Source organism: Arsenophonus apicola (genome assembly GCF_020268605.1).
GTDB classification, from domain to species: domain Bacteria; phylum Pseudomonadota; class Gammaproteobacteria; order Enterobacterales; family Enterobacteriaceae; genus Arsenophonus; species Arsenophonus apicola.
On the sequence record NZ_CP084222.1, the window covers coordinates 1,756,826 to 1,773,117 of the forward strand.

At 36.6% G+C, this 16,292-nt stretch carries 18 protein-coding genes and 1 pseudogene; 6 read left to right on the forward strand and 13 right to left on the reverse strand.

Translation table 11 applies throughout. The annotated features are described in order from the left end of the window. Positions 1 to 289: 289 nt before the first annotated feature. From mdtI to zwf, 3 genes are all read right to left on the reverse strand, one after another. The gene (mdtI, locus tag LDL57_RS08230; RefSeq protein WP_180560683.1) at positions 290 to 622 is read right to left on the reverse strand and encodes a multidrug/spermidine efflux SMR transporter subunit MdtI; all 333 of its coding nucleotides are present in this window, start codon (positions 620 to 622) and stop codon (positions 290 to 292) included. Between the two features lies 1 nt (position 623). Beyond that, positions 624 to 1,034, reverse strand: a complete 411-nt coding sequence (mdtJ, locus tag LDL57_RS08235) for a multidrug/spermidine efflux SMR transporter subunit MdtJ (RefSeq protein ID WP_180560684.1) — start codon at positions 1,032 to 1,034, stop codon at positions 624 to 626. Between the two features lie 425 nt (positions 1,035 to 1,459). Further along, positions 1,460 to 2,935 carry a glucose-6-phosphate dehydrogenase gene (gene zwf, locus LDL57_RS08240; RefSeq protein ID WP_180560685.1) on the reverse strand — a complete coding sequence of 492 codons (1,476 nt, stop codon included), beginning with the start codon at positions 2,933 to 2,935 and terminating at the stop codon, positions 1,460 to 1,462. A gap of 340 nt (positions 2,936 to 3,275) precedes the next feature. Here zwf and LDL57_RS08245 point away from each other — a divergent pair, with 340 nt between their 5' ends. Beyond that, entirely contained in the window at positions 3,276 to 3,944 is a 669-nt protein-coding gene (locus LDL57_RS08245) for an SIS domain-containing protein (protein WP_225505378.1), read from the forward strand. 237 nt (positions 3,945 to 4,181) lie between these two features. Continuing rightward, the gene (gene pyk, locus LDL57_RS08250) at positions 4,182 to 5,624 is read left to right on the forward strand and encodes a pyruvate kinase (protein WP_225505379.1); all 1,443 of its coding nucleotides are present in this window, start codon (positions 4,182 to 4,184) and stop codon (positions 5,622 to 5,624) included. A gap of 489 nt (positions 5,625 to 6,113) precedes the next feature. On the opposite strand, the gene lpxM is transcribed toward pyk, so the two are convergent. From lpxM to znuA, 3 genes are all read right to left on the reverse strand, one after another. Continuing rightward, positions 6,114 to 7,088 carry a lauroyl-Kdo(2)-lipid IV(A) myristoyltransferase gene (lpxM, locus tag LDL57_RS08255; protein WP_225505381.1) on the reverse strand — a complete coding sequence of 325 codons (975 nt, stop codon included), beginning with the start codon at positions 7,086 to 7,088 and terminating at the stop codon, positions 6,114 to 6,116. 135 nt (positions 7,089 to 7,223) lie between these two features. After that, positions 7,224 to 8,570: a murein DD-endopeptidase MepM gene (gene mepM / locus LDL57_RS08260; protein WP_225505382.1), complete on the reverse strand. Its 1,347-nt coding sequence runs from the start codon at positions 8,568 to 8,570 to the stop codon at positions 7,224 to 7,226. A 23-nt stretch (positions 8,571 to 8,593) separates the two neighbouring features. After that, positions 8,594 to 9,562, reverse strand: coding sequence for a zinc ABC transporter substrate-binding protein ZnuA (znuA, locus tag LDL57_RS08265; protein WP_180560690.1), 969 nt, complete (start codon positions 9,560 to 9,562; stop codon positions 8,594 to 8,596). Positions 9,563 to 9,636: 74 nt separating this feature from the next. Between znuA and znuC the strand changes: the two genes are divergently transcribed. Then, positions 9,637 to 10,401, forward strand: a complete 765-nt coding sequence (gene znuC, locus LDL57_RS08270; RefSeq protein ID WP_225505383.1) for a zinc ABC transporter ATP-binding protein ZnuC — start codon at positions 9,637 to 9,639, stop codon at positions 10,399 to 10,401. After that, entirely contained in the window at positions 10,394 to 11,179 is a 786-nt protein-coding gene (gene znuB, locus LDL57_RS08275; RefSeq protein WP_180560692.1) for a zinc ABC transporter permease subunit ZnuB, read from the forward strand. Before znuC ends, znuB begins: the two co-directional genes overlap by 8 nt. A 100-nt stretch (positions 11,180 to 11,279) precedes the next feature. Here znuB and LDL57_RS08280 read toward each other — a convergent pair whose 3' ends face one another. Both LDL57_RS08280 and LDL57_RS08285 read right to left on the reverse strand, forming a co-directional pair. Then, a complete protein-coding gene (locus LDL57_RS08280; protein ID WP_180560693.1) occupies positions 11,280 to 11,834 on the reverse strand; it encodes an Ail/Lom family outer membrane beta-barrel protein in 555 nt (184 codons plus the stop codon). A gap of 279 nt (positions 11,835 to 12,113) precedes the next feature. Then, positions 12,114 to 12,314 (reverse strand): annotated as a pseudogene (locus LDL57_RS08285) (lytic polysaccharide monooxygenase); the annotation flags it as partial. A gap of 492 nt (positions 12,315 to 12,806) precedes the next feature. Here LDL57_RS08285 and LDL57_RS08290 point away from each other — a divergent pair. Continuing rightward, positions 12,807 to 13,562 carry a BRO-N domain-containing protein gene (locus LDL57_RS08290; RefSeq protein WP_225505385.1) on the forward strand — a complete coding sequence of 252 codons (756 nt, stop codon included), beginning with the start codon at positions 12,807 to 12,809 and terminating at the stop codon, positions 13,560 to 13,562. 24 nt (positions 13,563 to 13,586) lie between these two features. Here the strand turns inward: LDL57_RS08290 and LDL57_RS18295 are convergent, their stop codons facing one another. The 3 genes from LDL57_RS18295 to LDL57_RS08300 form a co-directional block, all read right to left on the reverse strand. Then, positions 13,587 to 13,667 (reverse strand): hypothetical protein, encoded by an 81-nt coding sequence (locus LDL57_RS18295; RefSeq protein ID WP_445661345.1) that lies wholly within the window; start codon positions 13,665 to 13,667, stop codon positions 13,587 to 13,589. Next, positions 13,646 to 14,392: a phage tail fiber protein gene (locus LDL57_RS08295; RefSeq protein WP_225505387.1), complete on the reverse strand. Its 747-nt coding sequence runs from the start codon at positions 14,390 to 14,392 to the stop codon at positions 13,646 to 13,648. The genes LDL57_RS18295 and LDL57_RS08295 overlap by 22 nt, the downstream gene beginning before the upstream one ends. 183 nt (positions 14,393 to 14,575) lie before the next feature. Beyond that, a complete protein-coding gene (locus LDL57_RS08300) occupies positions 14,576 to 15,034 on the reverse strand; it encodes a hypothetical protein (RefSeq protein ID WP_225505389.1) in 459 nt (152 codons plus the stop codon). A gap of 37 nt (positions 15,035 to 15,071) precedes the next feature. On the opposite strand from LDL57_RS08300, the gene LDL57_RS08305 reads away from it, so the two are divergent. Next, positions 15,072 to 15,377, forward strand: a complete 306-nt coding sequence (locus LDL57_RS08305) for a TonB family protein (RefSeq protein ID WP_180559771.1) — start codon at positions 15,072 to 15,074, stop codon at positions 15,375 to 15,377. On the opposite strand, the gene LDL57_RS08310 is transcribed toward LDL57_RS08305, so the two are convergent. After that, complete coding sequence (locus LDL57_RS08310) at positions 15,358 to 16,023, reverse strand: hypothetical protein (RefSeq protein ID WP_180559772.1); 666 nt, start codon at positions 16,021 to 16,023, stop codon at positions 15,358 to 15,360. The two genes, LDL57_RS08305 and LDL57_RS08310, sit on opposite strands and share 20 nt — an antisense overlap. Positions 16,024 to 16,091: 68 nt before the next feature. Beyond that, positions 16,092 to 16,289: a hypothetical protein gene (locus LDL57_RS08315; RefSeq protein ID WP_225505391.1), complete on the reverse strand. Its 198-nt coding sequence runs from the start codon at positions 16,287 to 16,289 to the stop codon at positions 16,092 to 16,094. Positions 16,290 to 16,292: the final 3 nt, after the last annotated feature.

The window sequence follows — 16,292 nt, forward strand, 5'->3', positions numbered from 1 at the left end:
TATTAAATCTCTAAATAATTGAAATCATAAGGGCAATCAAAATCTGACAGAATAGAAAACAACTTGTTAAACCTGCGTAAAAAATTAGTCTGCTATTATCTTCTCGCAGATAAATTTCAATACTAAATTGTATCTATAGAGTTTTAACTAATAAAAATAACCCCGCAATAGCAGGGTTATTTATTGTTATAAATGGCCAATATGTAGACAGCGGTAAAAATAAATCCTCTACATTTATCAGCTATCACTAAACCGTATTCTGTCCTATGTCCTAGCAAATGAAATAAGATTATGCCAGTTTGATAACGACCATGCCGGTGATTAATAGAATAATACCGCCCCAACCTTTGTAATTTAACCGTTGATTAAATAAGATCCAACCAGCGGCAACCGTAGCTACCACACCAAAAGCTCCCCAAAGTGCATAAGCAATGGAAAGTTCAATTCCATTTACCGCTACAGCTAATGCACTAAAGGCACCCAAAACGGCAATTAAAGATAAGACGCCAATCCAAAGTCGCTTGAATCCATTTGAAAACTTTAAAAAAATATTAGCTACTATTTCTAAAATAACGGCTAGAAACAGAAAGGCACCATGCCACCATTGATATTCTGCTAACATGTTATGCCTCCTTTACGACTTTAGTCATTCTATTTAATGGCATTTTTGGCGTAATTTTTTTTTCCTGCTTAATCGCCTGTAATGAACTTGCTTTTTTTGTACCTGATTTTATAAGCGCTATCCCCACAATAAGTAACGCTAATCCAATAATTTTCATTGGCGATAATGATTCATTAAATAACAGAACACTAAATGCTGTTATAAAAATTACTCCAATACCTTCCCAAAGAGCATAAGCCACTCCAAGAGCAACCTTTTTTACCGCCATCGCCAGTAATATATAAGATGACGCAATCATAAAATACATTACCAATAAACCAGTCAGATCACCGCTGACGCTGGAATGTTTCATTGATAAAGTACCAATAACTTCTGTGACAATAGCTAATGCTAAAAATATCCAATAAATCATTATATTCTCCTTTTATTGGCAATCATCAAAGCAATAGATAAATACCTAAGTTGCCAATAACTAAGTGATGATTTAAATTAAAAACCAATTATCGATAAAACCGATTAGCGACAGGAGACGCTACAAAGCACCACACCAGTGATGTTCACTAGAAATAATGGATATATTTGATAAGAAAAGATGATAGCTACTACGTTGATTTTTGACGCTTTTGGCGCTAGACATAATATTTTATTCATGCATCACACGGCCCATCCGTATGATATACTATGAATCCTCACTATTGATAGAATAAATACTAAGCTATTTATATCATAACCATTGTATTTACTCAAATAATTATAATAAATTCCAGCTAAAATGCAAAAATCCTACCACTGTAAGGGTAATAAACCTCAGCATATTACCCTACAAATAGATAAAAACTATTCAAACGCATTCCATGAGCGATCATCTTTGGTGATCATCACATCAGAAGCATCCGGCCCCCAGGTACCAGCTTGATAGGGTTTAGGCGGTTGATTATCCTTTGCCCAAGCCTCCATAATAGAATCTACCCATTTCCATGCTTCTTCTACTTCATCTCTACGGACAAACAGTGCTTGAATGCCCCGCATAGCTTCTAGTAATAAGCGTTCATATGCATCAGCCAAGTGGATTTGATTAAAAGTTTCAGAAAAACTCAGATCTAATTTTGTCGTCTGTAAATGATGTTTATGCTCAAGTCCCGGCGCTTTATTTAAAATTTCTATATCTATTCCTTCATCAGGCTGTAACCGAATAGTTAATTTATTTTGTGGTAGATCCTGATAAGAATCAGAAAAAATATTTAACGCCGGTTTTTTAAAATAAACCACCACTTCAGAACATTTTGCCGCTAACCGTTTGCCTGTTCTTAAATAAAATGGTACACCCGCCCACCGCCAATCATCAATATCAACCCGAATGGCCACAAAAGTTTCGGTTTTACTTGATGTATTTGCGCCTTCCTCTGCAAGATAGCCGACCACTTTTTTGCCTTGAACAGAACCTGATGTATATTGACCTCGTACGGTTTTTTCACGCACATTACTATAATCAATGCGTCGTAATGAACGCAATACTTTAACTTTCTCATCCCGTATACGATCTGCAGTTAATTCCGCAGGCGGTGACATAGCAATCATCGTCAGGATTTGTAATAAATGATTTTGAACCATGTCACGCATCTGCCCAGCCTGGTCAAAATAACCCCAACGGCCTTCAATACCAACCTCCTCAGCAACGGTGATCTGTACATGATCAATCGCGCGATAATCCCAATTATTGATAAATAAAGAGTTGGCAAAACGTAATGCTAATAAATTGAGCACTGTTTCTTTACCTAAATAGTGATCAATACGATAAATTTGACTCTCTTTAAAATATTTAGCAACTTCATTATTTATTTGTTGGGAAGAGGCAAGATCACTACCTAAAGGTTTTTCCATGACCACCCGATTGGGTTTTTTATTAAGGCCAGCATGTCCTAGACCATGGCAAACAGCACCAAAAGTTGTTGGGGGCATAGCAAAATAATAGATAGCTGGTTTGTGATCGCCCTTAAGATATTTTGCTAGTGAATTAAATTTGTTCAAATCCTCAACATCTAAATTAAAGAAATCAAGACGTTCACTTAATTTTTGCCATAAACCAAGCTCGATTTTCTCATTTAAAAAAGTTTCTAACGCTTCTCTAACTTCCTTTATATAGGCAGCAGCATCCCATTCAGCTCGGCCAATACCTATAATACGTGTATTAGGATGGATATAACCCGTTTTTTCCAATTGATAAAGGGAAGGCAATAATTTGCGGCGAGCCAAATCTCCTTTTGCGCCGAAAATAATTAAATTACATGCCTGAACAGCTTTATTAATCGCCATGGTAAAGAATTCTCCTTAAACACCAATTTTATAGTGCTGTGATAACTTCAATCGAGAAAATTAATGTACCTTTTTGACTCGATCAGGTAAACAAAACCACGATATTTTATTTTGCTCAAAAAATAATTCGCAATAAATTTGATTAGTTATATATAATTTTTACTTTTTCATATTTATTAAACTAAAATGCCAAGTAAATTAGACGCCCGTCATATTTTTAATAAAATCCAGTTAATAACTTTCTTTTTTTCATTACTGACCAAACAACGCGTAGTATATTTTGACTTAAGTAACAAGACGCCACTTTTTTGCAATATTAGTAAAACAGGTCGCTTTCCGTATGAACATATTAGAACCAATAAATAATAGCTTTGAATATCTCAGAAAATTAGAAAAGAAAGTTGCCAATTCAATACCTACAAGCCCGCAAAAAGCTATTCACCTCAGTATTGCAACCCTAACTAAATTGACTAATGTGAGCAACCCTGCTGTAAACCGTTTTTGCTGTAGAATGGAAACTAAAGGTTTTCCTGATTTTAGATTACGATTAGCACAAAACCTTATCAATAGAACATCTTATGTTAGCCGTCTGCTTGATCCAGATGATACTTACATTCCCTTTAGGCAAAAAATCGCTGAATCAGTCATCATTGAATTAGGTATTTTAAAAGATAACCTAAATACCTCAAGCATTAATCGTGCTATAGCTCTATTCACCCATGCAAAAAAAATGGTTTTCTTTGGTTTAGGTTGCTTAGTAGCAGTTGCTCATGACAAGATGGGTAAATTTTTACCTTTTAATATTACAGTGATCTATTTCGATAATGTCATAATACAACGCCTATATTGTATCAATTTTCGAGATAGCGAAGTTGTGATTTTCATTTCTCATACTGGACATACTAACAACTTGATTGAACTAGTTAAACTTGCTAAAGACAATGATGCTGTCGTCATTGCTATTACCACTTCTAATTCCATCGTGGGGAAAATTTTAGCGATAACCTAAAGCGCGTAAAGATATATTACATGATACATGTCCTGATAAACTCTAGTGCTATTTACATTTAGCAAAGCAGATCAATATCAGCAAACTATAAATTTGTTCGTTTTATTACAAAAAAATATTCTCTCTATCTAAGGCATTTAAATGATACAACAGCACACTTTAATAAAGGGATTGATTTCATTTCTATGTAATAACCTATCAACCAACACCAATTTTAATAAGTCAACGGAGTTATAAATGTTGAGACGACTTAGAAGAACAAAAATTGTTACTACTCTCGGTCCTGCAACTGATCGTGATAATAATTTGGAAAAAGTGATTAAAGCCGGTGCAAACGTTGTACGTCTAAACTTTTCTCATGGTTCACCGGCAGATCACTTACAACGGGCAAAAAAAGTACGTGAACTTGCAAAATCGTTAGCACAACATGTCGCTATTCTTGGTGATTTGCAAGGACCTAAAATTCGCGTTTCAACATTTAAAGAAGGAAAAATTTTCCTTCATATCAGCGACAAATTTATCTTAGATGCCAATTTAGCCAAAGGTGAAGGTAATCAAGAAAAAGTCGGCATTGACTATCAAGGTTTACCCAATGATGTGGCATCAGGCGATATTCTGTTACTTGATGATGGACGTGTTCAATTAAAAGTACTTACGGTAAAGGATCAGCAAATTCTAACCGAAGTGACGGTTGGTGGACAACTCTCAAATAATAAAGGGATCAATAAACTCGGTGGAGGCCTATCTGCAGAGGCATTAACAGAAAAAGATAAAGCCGATATCTTAACCGCATCGCAGATCGGTGTCGATTATTTAGCGGTTTCTTTCCCCCGCTGCGCTGAAGATCTAAACTATGCTCGTCGCCTGGCTCAAGAAGCCGGTTGTGATTGTCAAATTGTCGCTAAAATAGAGCGAGCTGAAACGGTTGCCAGTGACAAAGTTATCGACGAAATTATTTTAGCCTCAGATGTGGTGATGGTTGCTCGAGGCGATTTGGGCGTTGAGATTGGTGATCCGGAATTGGTCGGTGTACAAAAGAAACTGATACGCCGAGCACGTCAACTAAACCGTATCGCCATCACTGCTACGCAAATGATGGAATCAATGATCACAAATCCGATGCCAACTCGAGCTGAAGTGATGGACGTTGCTAATGCTGTGCTGGATGGCACTGACGCAGTTATGCTATCTGCCGAGACAGCAGCAGGCCAATATCCAGCTGAAACCGTTGAAGCCATGGCTCGAGTTTGCCTTGGCGCAGAAAAAATGGCTGGTATCAATATTGCCAAACATCACCTCGATGATCTATTTGACAGCATAGAAGAAGCAATTGCTATGTCAGCTATGTATGCAGCCAATCATTTAAAAGGGGTAAAAGCAATTATTGCCATGACAGAATCAGGTCGTACTGCTTGTATGATGTCTCGGATCAGCTCAGGTTTACCGATTTTTTCTATCTCTTATCATGAAAAAACATTAAATCAGTGTGCACTTTACCGTGGCGTAACACCAATTTATTGTAATAAGGATACTAATACAATTAATGCTGTAAAAAATGCCATCCAATGTTTGCGGGAAAAAAATTATATTCAATCCGCTGATTTAGTTTTAGTCACACAAGGCGATCAAATGGGTCAGATTGGAAGTACCAATACCTGCCGAATATTAAAAGTCGAATAATTATATGCTGTTAATATATTTAACCCCCGTTATATATACGGGGTTTTTATTATCTGAAATTATCACTATCTTGATTTTACTGGTAAAGGGATCAAGCCTGGCGAAAAAATAGTAATAAAATTTACCATCGGCAAAGGCAGTCAGATTTACGTTAATAAATTGACTTTTTTAATGGTCAGAGTTTAAGTTTACATAATCGAGGTTCAATCGCACGCATAATATTATGAATGTTAATGTGGATCATATTATCAATGAAGCTAGCATGATGGCATATAAAAACACTAATACATCACATCCATCGGGTAGATATATTTCTATTAAACGTCTGGTTAATTATTATAATGAAAGGCTTAGCGTAACTAAAGGCGAAATCAGTTTTTAACCGACCTATTCGCCATTAGGTTAGCAGGATAAAAATATAAAGATAACGAAATTAACTTACTAAAACAGCAACAATTTAACCGCTTGATAGTTTATCAAGCGGTATCTTTATCGATAAAGATCATCGCGACAATATGGCTCTATTTCATCGGCTTTACGTGTTTTTAATAATTTTAATATCCAGGTATATTGCGCTAGATAAGGTTTAACTAAATATTCCAACTCTTCGTTCATGCGCCTGGCAATATAGTGATTACTCTGCCCGGCAATATCGACCATTGGTTGACGGATATAAATATGTAATTGATGAGTTTTATAATCATAAACCGGAAATAACGGCACAATCTCTGCTTGGCATACCTTCTTCAACCGCCCTAATGCCGGTAAAGTTGCTTTATAAGTTGCGAAAAAATCAACAAATTCACTATGTTCTTTACCATGATCTTGATCAGGTAAATAAAATCCCCAATAACCTTGCCTAACACTAGCAATAAACGGTTTGATACCTGCTTCGCGAGAGTGCAAACGACCACCAAAATGATGACGTGCTTTATTCCATAAATAATCGGCCACTGGATCATTTTGATGATGAAACATGGCCGCCATTTTTTGACCTTGAGTTGCTAATAACATGGCTGGTATATCAACCGCCCAACCATGAGGTACCATAAAAATGATATTACGCTGTTGTTCTTTCAGTCGTTCAATAATTTGCATATTATGCCAATGCGTTCGCGATAAAGTTTTATCTACACCGCGTAAAACTAATTCGGCCAATATAGCAAACGCTTGCGGCGCCACAGCAAACATTTCATCAATATATTTTTCTCTTTGGTGCTCTGTCAATTCAGGAAAACAATAGAGTAAGTTAATTTTTGCCCGCCTACGGGAGCCTGTTGCTAATCTACCAATTAACTTGCCTATTTTTGCCAGTAATGGATCGCGTATCTTAAGAGGTAAATAAGCAGTAATTGCTAATAGCAGCGCACCCACCCACATCCCCCAATATTTGGGATGTAGGTAAATACGATGAAAGGTAGGAATATAACCAAGTTTACTATCTGTATCCTGTTCTTTATTCATTAGTACACTCAAATACAACGTATAAAAATCTAAAGTCTAAGACACATTATAATATTAACCTTGTGATTTATAGAAAAATAATTACGGCAGTAAATAAAATATCATTTCACAACCTAATTAACTCACAAAATTAGATTAATTGGTTGCCAGTTTCGATTTATTCTCTTTAACCGATGCCAGAAAAAGTTGGCGATCTTTCCCTGCTAAACCACCTGAGTGAGGTAAATTAGCCGTTAATGGATTAACTGCGCGCTGATTAAACCATAATTCATAATGAAGATGGGGTCCGGTAGTACGTCCAGTATTGCCAGATAATGCAATGCGTTCACCTCTTTTGACTTTCTGACCTGGTTTAACCAATAATTTACATAGATGCATATAACGAGTGGTATACTGACGCCCATGGCGAATTGCAATAAAATTACCGGCCGCTCCACTATATTTCGCCACAATAACTTCACCATCACCAACCGCTAGGATCGGTGTCCCAACAGGCATAGAAAAATCTACGCCCTGATGAGGAGCAGGACGTCCTGTTACTGGATTGACACGACGCAAGCTAAAAGGAGAAGAGACTCTAAAAGTTTTAGCGGTAGGATAACGTAGGAAACCTCGCTCTAGGCCATTAGCTTCACTATCATAATAACGACCATTTTCAGCTCGAAAAGCATAGTAATTCTTACCATTAGTTAATAAATGAACACCCAACAAGCGACTTTGTTCACTGTGCCCATCAAGCATTTCGCGACTTAGTAAGACTGAAAACTTATCGCCAGACTTTAGTTTACGTAAATCAATCTGCCATTGTAGTGCTTTAGACACTCCACGCGCTTCGTTATAAGTTAAGCCTGCATTAACTGCACTGGAGGTAAAATTACCGTTTATTTTACCTTGGATAATCTTATCAGCCCAAACGCCTTGACGAATTTGTTTCTCTTCATTAAAAGTACTAGAGCTACCTTGACGAGTATAGACGTGTGTTTCACGCTGCGAAATAATCCATGTAAGTGTCTGTAATTCGCCATCTTTATTTAATTCCCAGCTTAACGTCTGCCCTATTTGCAAATTACGTAAAGCTCGGTGTTGATTAGAAAGTGCCGCAACATCACCAGCATCTAAACCATACTGAGTTAAAATACTAGTCAGATTATCACCGTTTGAAACAACATGCTCATCGGGTGTATCAGCCCCTTTCTCATCAGTTACCCCTTCATCAGGTAACTGTTCGCTGCTATCGGTAATAATATCATCAGTATCTGAGTTATCGACCTGGCTGCTATTAGTTTCACTATTATCTTTATTACCAAGAATTATACCCGGTTTTATTGGCGATTCTTGTGAGACATTTTCATCTTTATCATCGGGCTGAATAACAACTGGCCGCCAAATTGCGACAGCCAAGGTTGCTATGGTCAATGTGCCTAGCATAATTTTATGCGGTTTAGGCAAATTGCCATATACCTGAACGATAGTCTTCGCCATCTGCTGCACGTATTACATTCCTTCTAGTTTTTATCCAGGCAGCTCTTAAATTGATTAGATAACGCTGTTAAAAATTCTACATAGCTATCCTTATTTAATCCGATGCCACTCCCTAATGGATCTAATGTCCCCATTCGTACATCGGTATCTTTTATAACAGCTTTAATCACCGCTGGCCTGAATTGTGGTTCAGCAAAAACACAAACTGCTTTTTTCTGAGCCAACATTGTTCTTATTTGATATAGTCTTTGGGCGCCCGGCTGAATGATAGGATTAATAGTAAAATAACCTAATGAGGCTAAATGATAGCGCTTTTCAAAGTAACCATAGGCATCATGAAAAACAAAATATCGCTTATCTCCAACCGACTGTAACATCTTAGCAATATTTTTATCAGTTTGCGTCAATTTCTCATCGAATTTACGAAGGTTTACGTCCAACTGTTTTTTATACTTAGGATATAAAGCCACTAAATGATGGTGAATAATGTTAGCGGTAATCCGCGCAATCTGTGGTGACAACCAGATGTGCATATTATACTCACCATGTGAATGATGGTTATGAAGTGCATCATGATGGTGACCATGAGCGTTTTTATTATTTGCCGGTGTAGTTTCATCACTACTTTTCAACAAAAGTGCTTTAATAGCCGGATCATTGGTTAATGCGATCCGTTTTTGAATGGGTAACTGTGCTAATGGTTTCTCTAAAAAAGTTTCCATGTCTGATCCCACCCAAATAAAAAGATCGGCGGTTTTGATCTTTGCCAGATCGGAGGGTTTTAAGGAGTAATCATGGGGTGAAGCACCATCAGGCAATAATATTTTTACATTAGTGACACCATCGGTAATCGCTGCGGCAATAAAACCTAACGGACGAATTGAAGTAACAACATCAGCATGAGCAGTAGATAAGAAACTGAGTAACAGTCCAGCAAGAATGCGTTTTTTTCCCATAATTTTTTGAACAATTTTTTTTGTTTTGTGTAACATAGGATAGTTTCCATAGACTAATTTTGATAATGTTATATTATAACATTTTAACCATCCTGCAAGAATTATTTATCATGCAAACGCTATTAAGCCTAAAAAATATTGCTGTGAGTTTTGGTACACACCAAATTGTCGAAAACATCTCCTTTGATTTACATACGGGAGAAATATTAACATTATTGGGGCCAAATGGTGCTGGTAAATCTACGCTGGCAAAAGTAGTCCTCGGCCTAATTACTCCCAGCGAAGGAGAAATAATTTACCAGGCTAAATTACGCATTGGTTATGTACCGCAAAAATTGTCACTAGATAGCACGATGCCATTGACAGTTAAACGTTTCATGACATTAAAACCGGGGGTAAAAACCACTTATATTATTCCTGCTTTAATCCGTGTCGGTGCCGATCATCTTATCGAACAACAAATGCAAAAATTATCAGGTGGTGAAACTCAACGTGTTCTCCTTGCTCGTGCCCTACTTAATCAACCACAATTACTGGTTTTAGATGAACCTACGCAAGGCGTAGACATCAATGGTCAAGTCTCTTTATATAATCTGATTGATGATATTCGCACTGAATTAAATTGTGCGATTTTTATGATCTCACATGATCTCCATCTAGTAATGGCAAAAACTGACAAGGTATTCTGTATTAATAAACAAATATGCTGTTCTGGTCGACCTGAGGATGTGGCTTTAGATCCCGAATTTATTGCCATGTTTGGCCATCGTGGAGTAGAACAAATAGGTATCTATCGCCATCATCATCATAATCATCAATGCGATTTAGATAATGATATTGATGATAAACCTACAGGGAGCTGTCATCATGATTGAACTATTACTACCGGGTTGGTTAGCCGGTATGTTGTTGGCCATTGCCGCAGGACCACTTGGCTCTTTTGTTGTCTGGCGGCGTATGTCATATTTTGGTGACACTCTCGCTCATGCTTCATTACTGGGTATTGCGTTTGGCTTATTACTCAATGTAAATCTGTTTTATGCTGTTATTGCTATCACGCTTATTCTTGCCATCTTATTAGCCTGGCTAGAAAAGCGGCCACAACTGGCAATTGATACCCTATTAGGCATAATGGCACATAGTTCCCTGTCACTTGGATTAGTAGTCGTTAGTTTAATGGCCAATGTGCGTATGGATTTGATGGCATATTTATTTGGTGATTTGTTATCGGTAACCACGGAAGATATTTTTTCAATTGCGATAGGTGTTGCTATTGTATGCTCAATTATTATCTGGCAATGGCGTAATTTACTGTCAATAACGGTTAATCAGGATTTAGCTTTTGTTGATGGAGTAAAAATACAGCAGCTTAAAGTACTATTAATGCTGGTTACAGCCCTTACCATAGGTATTGCCATGAAATTCGTTGGCGCTTTAATTATTACATCATTATTAATTATTCCTGCCGCTACTGGCAGACGATTTGCCAAAACACCAGAGCAAATGGCAGTAGCCGCTATAATTATCGGTATGTTTGCTGTGACAGCAGGATTGGGATTGTCTGCCTATTACGATACACCAGCTGGTCCTTCGGTTGTGATCTGCGCAAGTGTTTTATTTGTATTAAGTTTATTTATAAAAATAAAAAACTAATCTATTAATGAGTTAAATCAATCGTAAAGCACACTTTCTCACTATAAATCATTTGGGGATAACTTATAGTGAGTTTTTGTTTTGCTAACTAGATTCCAAATTAGAACCGGTAACCAACACCAAGCATCCAGGTACCGAATTTGATATCTCTTAAATTAGAATGTTCAAAAGATAATTTGCTGTATTCATAAGCAACATCAATAGCGATGTTTTTTACCGGATTAATTTGTAGACCAACCCCGTAAACTAATTCAGTTTCCGTATCTTTAAAAGTAGAAATTTGGGGTGATTTTGCCTCAATTCTAGCACGAGCTGCACCAACTAACCCATAGATGCTAATATTTTTATTAAAACGATAGCTTGGACCAAAATTCAATGAAGAATAAAACATATCTACATCAGCGAGCGTAATATTATTTCGTTTTAAATAATCTTCTTGATGGGTATAAGTCAATGAACCTATAAAGCCCCAATGATTATCAATTTCATGACGATATTTAATATTAATACCTTTTGGTCTATCTTTAAATTCTTCATCTTTAAATTGCAAATGACTTTGCGCATAATCCAGTGATAGAGTATTTTTATCTGCAGCATAAACAGTTATATTGGTAAAAATGGTGACAACAACAGCAGCAATTAATATTTTTTTCATTTCTCTTCTATTCCCTGAAGCAATAATTATTTTTATTAAAAATAACACGAACTTAATAGTCGTCGAATATAGTGAATAAATTGATTCTGTGATATATAAAATCAAATAACTTTTTGTCAAATTTTATTTATCTAGCCAAAATAAATTATTTTATAAAAATAAAAAAAAATTCTCTGATACTCGTAACAGAAAATAACATGGAGGCAAATTTTCACTTGCCTCCAACATAATTAATACTGTCATTAAATATGATGATATTTAGTTTTTTGTAAAAAATAACTAAGGTTTCATATTAGCATCTATCACTTGGTAAAATGCATTTCCGGTATCGTAAATTGTCCATACACCTAAAATAACCTGATAACCAGTGCGATAGGGTACATTACAGTCAATTGTTACTTCAAATGAAGGCATTTCACCACCATCTGTTCGGCTACAAAATGGTTTCAGATCAAATGAGCTACGGGCTAAAGGCGCATTAGATGACTTTAAATACAAAAAACCATAAATATCAATCATTTATAAAAATATAGCTCATTTAATATACGCATTTACACGCGAAAACAAACGATTTCACTCACTATAAATCAATTAGTTACGGCTTATAGTGAGTTCTAATTTTAGCTCATTTCGGCTAAAATCTCAGTCTAAATTCACACTCATTTTCAATTCCAAAAACACCCTAACCATTCGTTTAACTACGAATACAAAATACCCATTGACGAAAGAAGAAATCATGCGCTATAGTTTGTGTGCATCTGCAAAATCAGATGTCGGGTTTGACAGCCCAAAAGCTTAGGCGCACGACGCCATTAAGAGGCGTTTTTTTATGCTCAATTATGGTGGATCGTGCGTGGGAGAGTATAATCTCTGCCGGATCCCTAAGCTCCGGTCTGTCAACCCGCGTACGGTCTACCGCCCATCGTTTGACAGCGATTTTGGTAGGCTCCATAAAGCTTAGGAGTCAAAATAATGAAAAATTTCGGTCCTGTTTTATTTAATTTTCATAATAACAATGTTCGTGTTTTATTGATAAACGATCAACCTTGGTTTGTTGCATCTGATATTTCAAATTCCCTTAATTATCTTTCAGCAAAGGATATGGTACGTAACTTAGATGATGACGAAAAGGATAGGCATATTGTGCCCACCCTTGGAGGTCATCAAGAAATGTTAATAATCAATGAGTCTGGACTATATTCATCTATACTGCGTAGCCGTAAGCCAGAAGCTAAGCTTTTTAAAAAATGGGTAACAAATGAAGTCCTTCCATCAATCCGCAAAACGGGTAAATATGAGCACCCAAAATACCAACCCGAAGCTCACGAAAAGTTCAGCAGCAAAGATACCCAAAATCTCGCCCGTATCATTGCACTGATGACACAAAACTTTCGTTTCAAACAAGCATGGAATAATGCTATCTGGTATGCATTGAGAGAAGTCACCGGCATTCCCTCACCTTATCCAATGGAAGTCAGACTGGTCCCTTCTATAGCTACAGAGTGTGAACGTATCTGGCATGTCACGGAAGCGCTTCAAGATGTAATAGCCGATGCAGAGAAGTTAGCAATTAAACGTATTATTCGCAAACGTGAAAATGCAGATAGAGTTATCACTGAGATTGAAAATTTACTATCTCAGACTACACAGGATAACCAGCTAATGCTTAATGGGGCGCTATCAAACTGGCATAAAGCGGAATTGACCCATTTCCTCCAACGCTGCTAATAGGATGCCCCTGTCATGGGGCTATTAGTTTTGCGCATGCTGCCGATTCCAGATTGAATCAACGGGCATTTCTACACGGATATCTAGCCATGTTGAAGGTGGAATATCAACTTGTTCACCGTCAGCGTAATAAACTGGTTTTCGTTAATAATTTCTTTAACTCGCCAATTCTGAAAATCTTCTGGCAAATGACTGTGCTGACGGTGGAATGTTTGTATTTCAATATTACCGTCAGGTAGGATTTTATCTTTAATATAAATAAGCTCCAAACCATTATTATTTTTAGGTACTGATGCGCCGGAGTTTGTACCCCATCCACCATCCGAGTTATAGCCCATAACACCTGAGATGAAATAGACTCCTAATCCAGTTCGCTGGACATTGACTCCTGCTGATTCTTCGTTAGTTTCAAAGCTTCCGGATGGATGGATTTTGACTATTGGCGATGCTCTTTTTAAAAACCCATTTGCATCAAATGTTGTATTTGCTTTAGTTAAAATATTTACCCATGCAGACCATACGTTTTTTTTCTTAATGCGCAACTTCAAGTCATTAGTTAAATTTTCCTTTCCTATTTGAAAACAATAATTATCACCATTGGACTGTATGAAATTTGTTCCGCCTGCGCCACTCGGTACACCAGTAGCATTTCCATTAGCACTATAAAATCCTGCTTCAAGTGTTACATTTATATCTTTAAGGGAGGCTGGATTAACAATACCGATGCCAAAATCTCCGACATGCATCAATGTACCGTTCTTATCTTGAAAAACATGATCAGTAACATTGTTTGCATTCTTTGCTTTTATTTTTCCTGTGTTTAATTGCACATCGCCGGTTATCTGACCGCCAGTTTTATCATACTTTTTATCTAAGTTTTCGCTAATTTCAGTAACACTACTCGCATCAGCTTTTCCTTCTACTGCTGTTTTATCTCTTCAACACTACTCGCATCAGCTTTTCCTTCTACTGCTGTTTTATCTCTTCAACACTACTCGCATCAGCTTTTCCTTCTACTGCTGTTTTATCTCTTCAACACTACTCGCATCAGCTTTTCCTTCTACTAACTCTTGTAGTGCTTTAATCGACTCTAACTTGACTGTTTTACCGCTCGGTAACGTTATTTCAACGACACCGTTGTCCCCCATCCAGGTATCCATGTTTTGCAGAAAGTAAAGGATGTAAGTGTTAGCTGCAACTAGTGCTCTTGCCGCATCAGAATTATTATTGGGTTCAGTGAGATTAATGCTGTAAGTGGTATCTGTTGCGCTAAAAGTCGGCTTATCTGCTAACGTTAATTCAGTGTCACTATTAACTGCCAATATCATGTAAGGATAGTTTATATCGCCGTTTTTAATCAGCATTAACATGCCTGGTGATACGAGTGGATTATTACTATTCCATTTCGTGCCTGTGCCTTTGACAACAGAAGACCCTGACGCGGTTGTAATTGTGCCTGTGTTGTATATCATGTTACATATCCAAATATATTTAGAAAAAGGAAAGTCTATGAAATCAGTTTTGATCTTGTTAATAGCGTATTTATACCACTCTTTTTGCACTGCCATTGAAGTTGACTACCCAGATAGAGCATGGCATTTAAACCAGAATGGATATGTTAAGGTTGTTTACGATATTGACGAAAATGGCTCAGTTGAGAACATAAAGATTTTAGAATCTAAACCAGCATTTATGTTTGATCAGGCTGTGAAAAAAGCTTTATACAAACAAAGATTTGAAAAAAACAAACCAAAAAAATTTGTTAATTTAACTGTTGTTTTTGATAAAAAAGACATTAGTAATCGTAATTACTAGCTTTTATATAGTAGTAATTGTTAGAGTAAAATTGATCATAACCTGAGCTAGATGAATTAATATTGTCAACTATGTATGATGATATAACATTTCCATACGCCTTCCAGGCGTTAGTAATCCATATATAGACTGGGGGTTTACCGGGGATAAATCCTGCTGTGTAGGATGCAGAAAAATAAGGCGCAACTGCACAAGTAAATCCTACATCAACCTTGTAATTACTATCGTTAGGAGCTACTCCAGAATAAACTTCTAAAGGTATCATGTCTCCAGTCCAAGTTAGCTCTCCTTTCGCATTAAAGTATTGAATACCCCAGTCTGAACTTACATCTTTAGGGACAAAATTACTAAATATGTAAAACCTTATTTTCACTGATTCCGTTGTACCTTTTGCATTTCTTGCGGCTCTTATTTCTAAGCTCCATTGCCCATTACTATTGAGTGGCACTGCTGCTACTCCTATTTTGTCAGAGAAGACACGAGTAAAAAAAACAATGGGTCTATTATTTGGTATTTCTGTTTTTATAATTTGACCGAATGTGCCAGTTGTAATAGTCAAATCAACGCGTTTTACTAAATTAAGGGGCGTTACATCAGGCGATATCCACACTGTGCCTTTTTCTGAAATTATCTTTCCTCCATACATAATTTACTCCGCAATAACCAATAATGGTCTTTCTTCTGATGTGTTTCTGTAAGTTATTTTATTTCCTTTTATATCTGCTTCAGTTTTTTAGCGCTACCATCACTAAAAGTATTTGAATGCAAGACTTTAAGGGATCGATTTTCTGGTATTGTGTATGTCTTTTCGCCATTTCCATTTGTTATAAGGTCTAAAAAGAAAATGGGCACGACTAATGTCTCTATGTTAGCACCATTTTTTAAAAAAACTTGGCAACCAAAATTACTCATAAC

Bases quoted from the DNA above. Each gene is read 5' to 3' on its own strand.
- LDL57_RS08305 (WP_180559771.1), top strand. From the start codon at position 15,072: ATGAAATCAGTTTTGATCTTGTTAATAGCGTATTTATACCACTCTTTT.
- LDL57_RS08280 (WP_180560693.1), bottom strand. From the start codon at position 11,834: ATGAAAAAAATATTAATTGCTGCTGTTGTTGTCACCATTTTTACCAAT.
- lpxM (WP_225505381.1), bottom strand. From the start codon at position 7,088: ATGAATAAAGAACAGGATACAGATAGTAAACTTGGTTATATTCCTACC.
- LDL57_RS08315 (WP_225505391.1), bottom strand. From the start codon at position 16,289: ATGAGTAATTTTGGTTGCCAAGTTTTTTTAAAAAATGGTGCTAACATA.
- pyk (WP_225505379.1), top strand. From the start codon at position 4,182: ATGTTGAGACGACTTAGAAGAACAAAAATTGTTACTACTCTCGGTCCT.
- LDL57_RS08290 (WP_225505385.1), top strand. From the start codon at position 12,807: ATGAAAAATTTCGGTCCTGTTTTATTTAATTTTCATAATAACAATGTT.
- znuB (WP_180560692.1), top strand. From the start codon at position 10,394: ATGATTGAACTATTACTACCGGGTTGGTTAGCCGGTATGTTGTTGGCC.
- mdtI (WP_180560683.1), bottom strand. From the start codon at position 622: ATGTTAGCAGAATATCAATGGTGGCATGGTGCCTTTCTGTTTCTAGCC.
- znuC (WP_225505383.1), top strand. From the start codon at position 9,637: ATGCAAACGCTATTAAGCCTAAAAAATATTGCTGTGAGTTTTGGTACA.
- LDL57_RS08300 (WP_225505389.1), bottom strand. From the start codon at position 15,034: ATGATATACAACACAGGCACAATTACAACCGCGTCAGGGTCTTCTGTT.
- mepM (WP_225505382.1), bottom strand. From the start codon at position 8,570: ATGGCGAAGACTATCGTTCAGGTATATGGCAATTTGCCTAAACCGCAT.
- mdtJ (WP_180560684.1), bottom strand. From the start codon at position 1,034: ATGATTTATTGGATATTTTTAGCATTAGCTATTGTCACAGAAGTTATT.
- znuA (WP_180560690.1), bottom strand. From the start codon at position 9,562: ATGTTACACAAAACAAAAAAAATTGTTCAAAAAATTATGGGAAAAAAA.
- LDL57_RS08310 (WP_180559772.1), bottom strand. From the start codon at position 16,023: ATGTATGGAGGAAAGATAATTTCAGAAAAAGGCACAGTGTGGATATCG.
- LDL57_RS08245 (WP_225505378.1), top strand. From the start codon at position 3,276: ATGAACATATTAGAACCAATAAATAATAGCTTTGAATATCTCAGAAAA.
- zwf (WP_180560685.1), bottom strand. From the start codon at position 2,935: ATGGCGATTAATAAAGCTGTTCAGGCATGTAATTTAATTATTTTCGGC.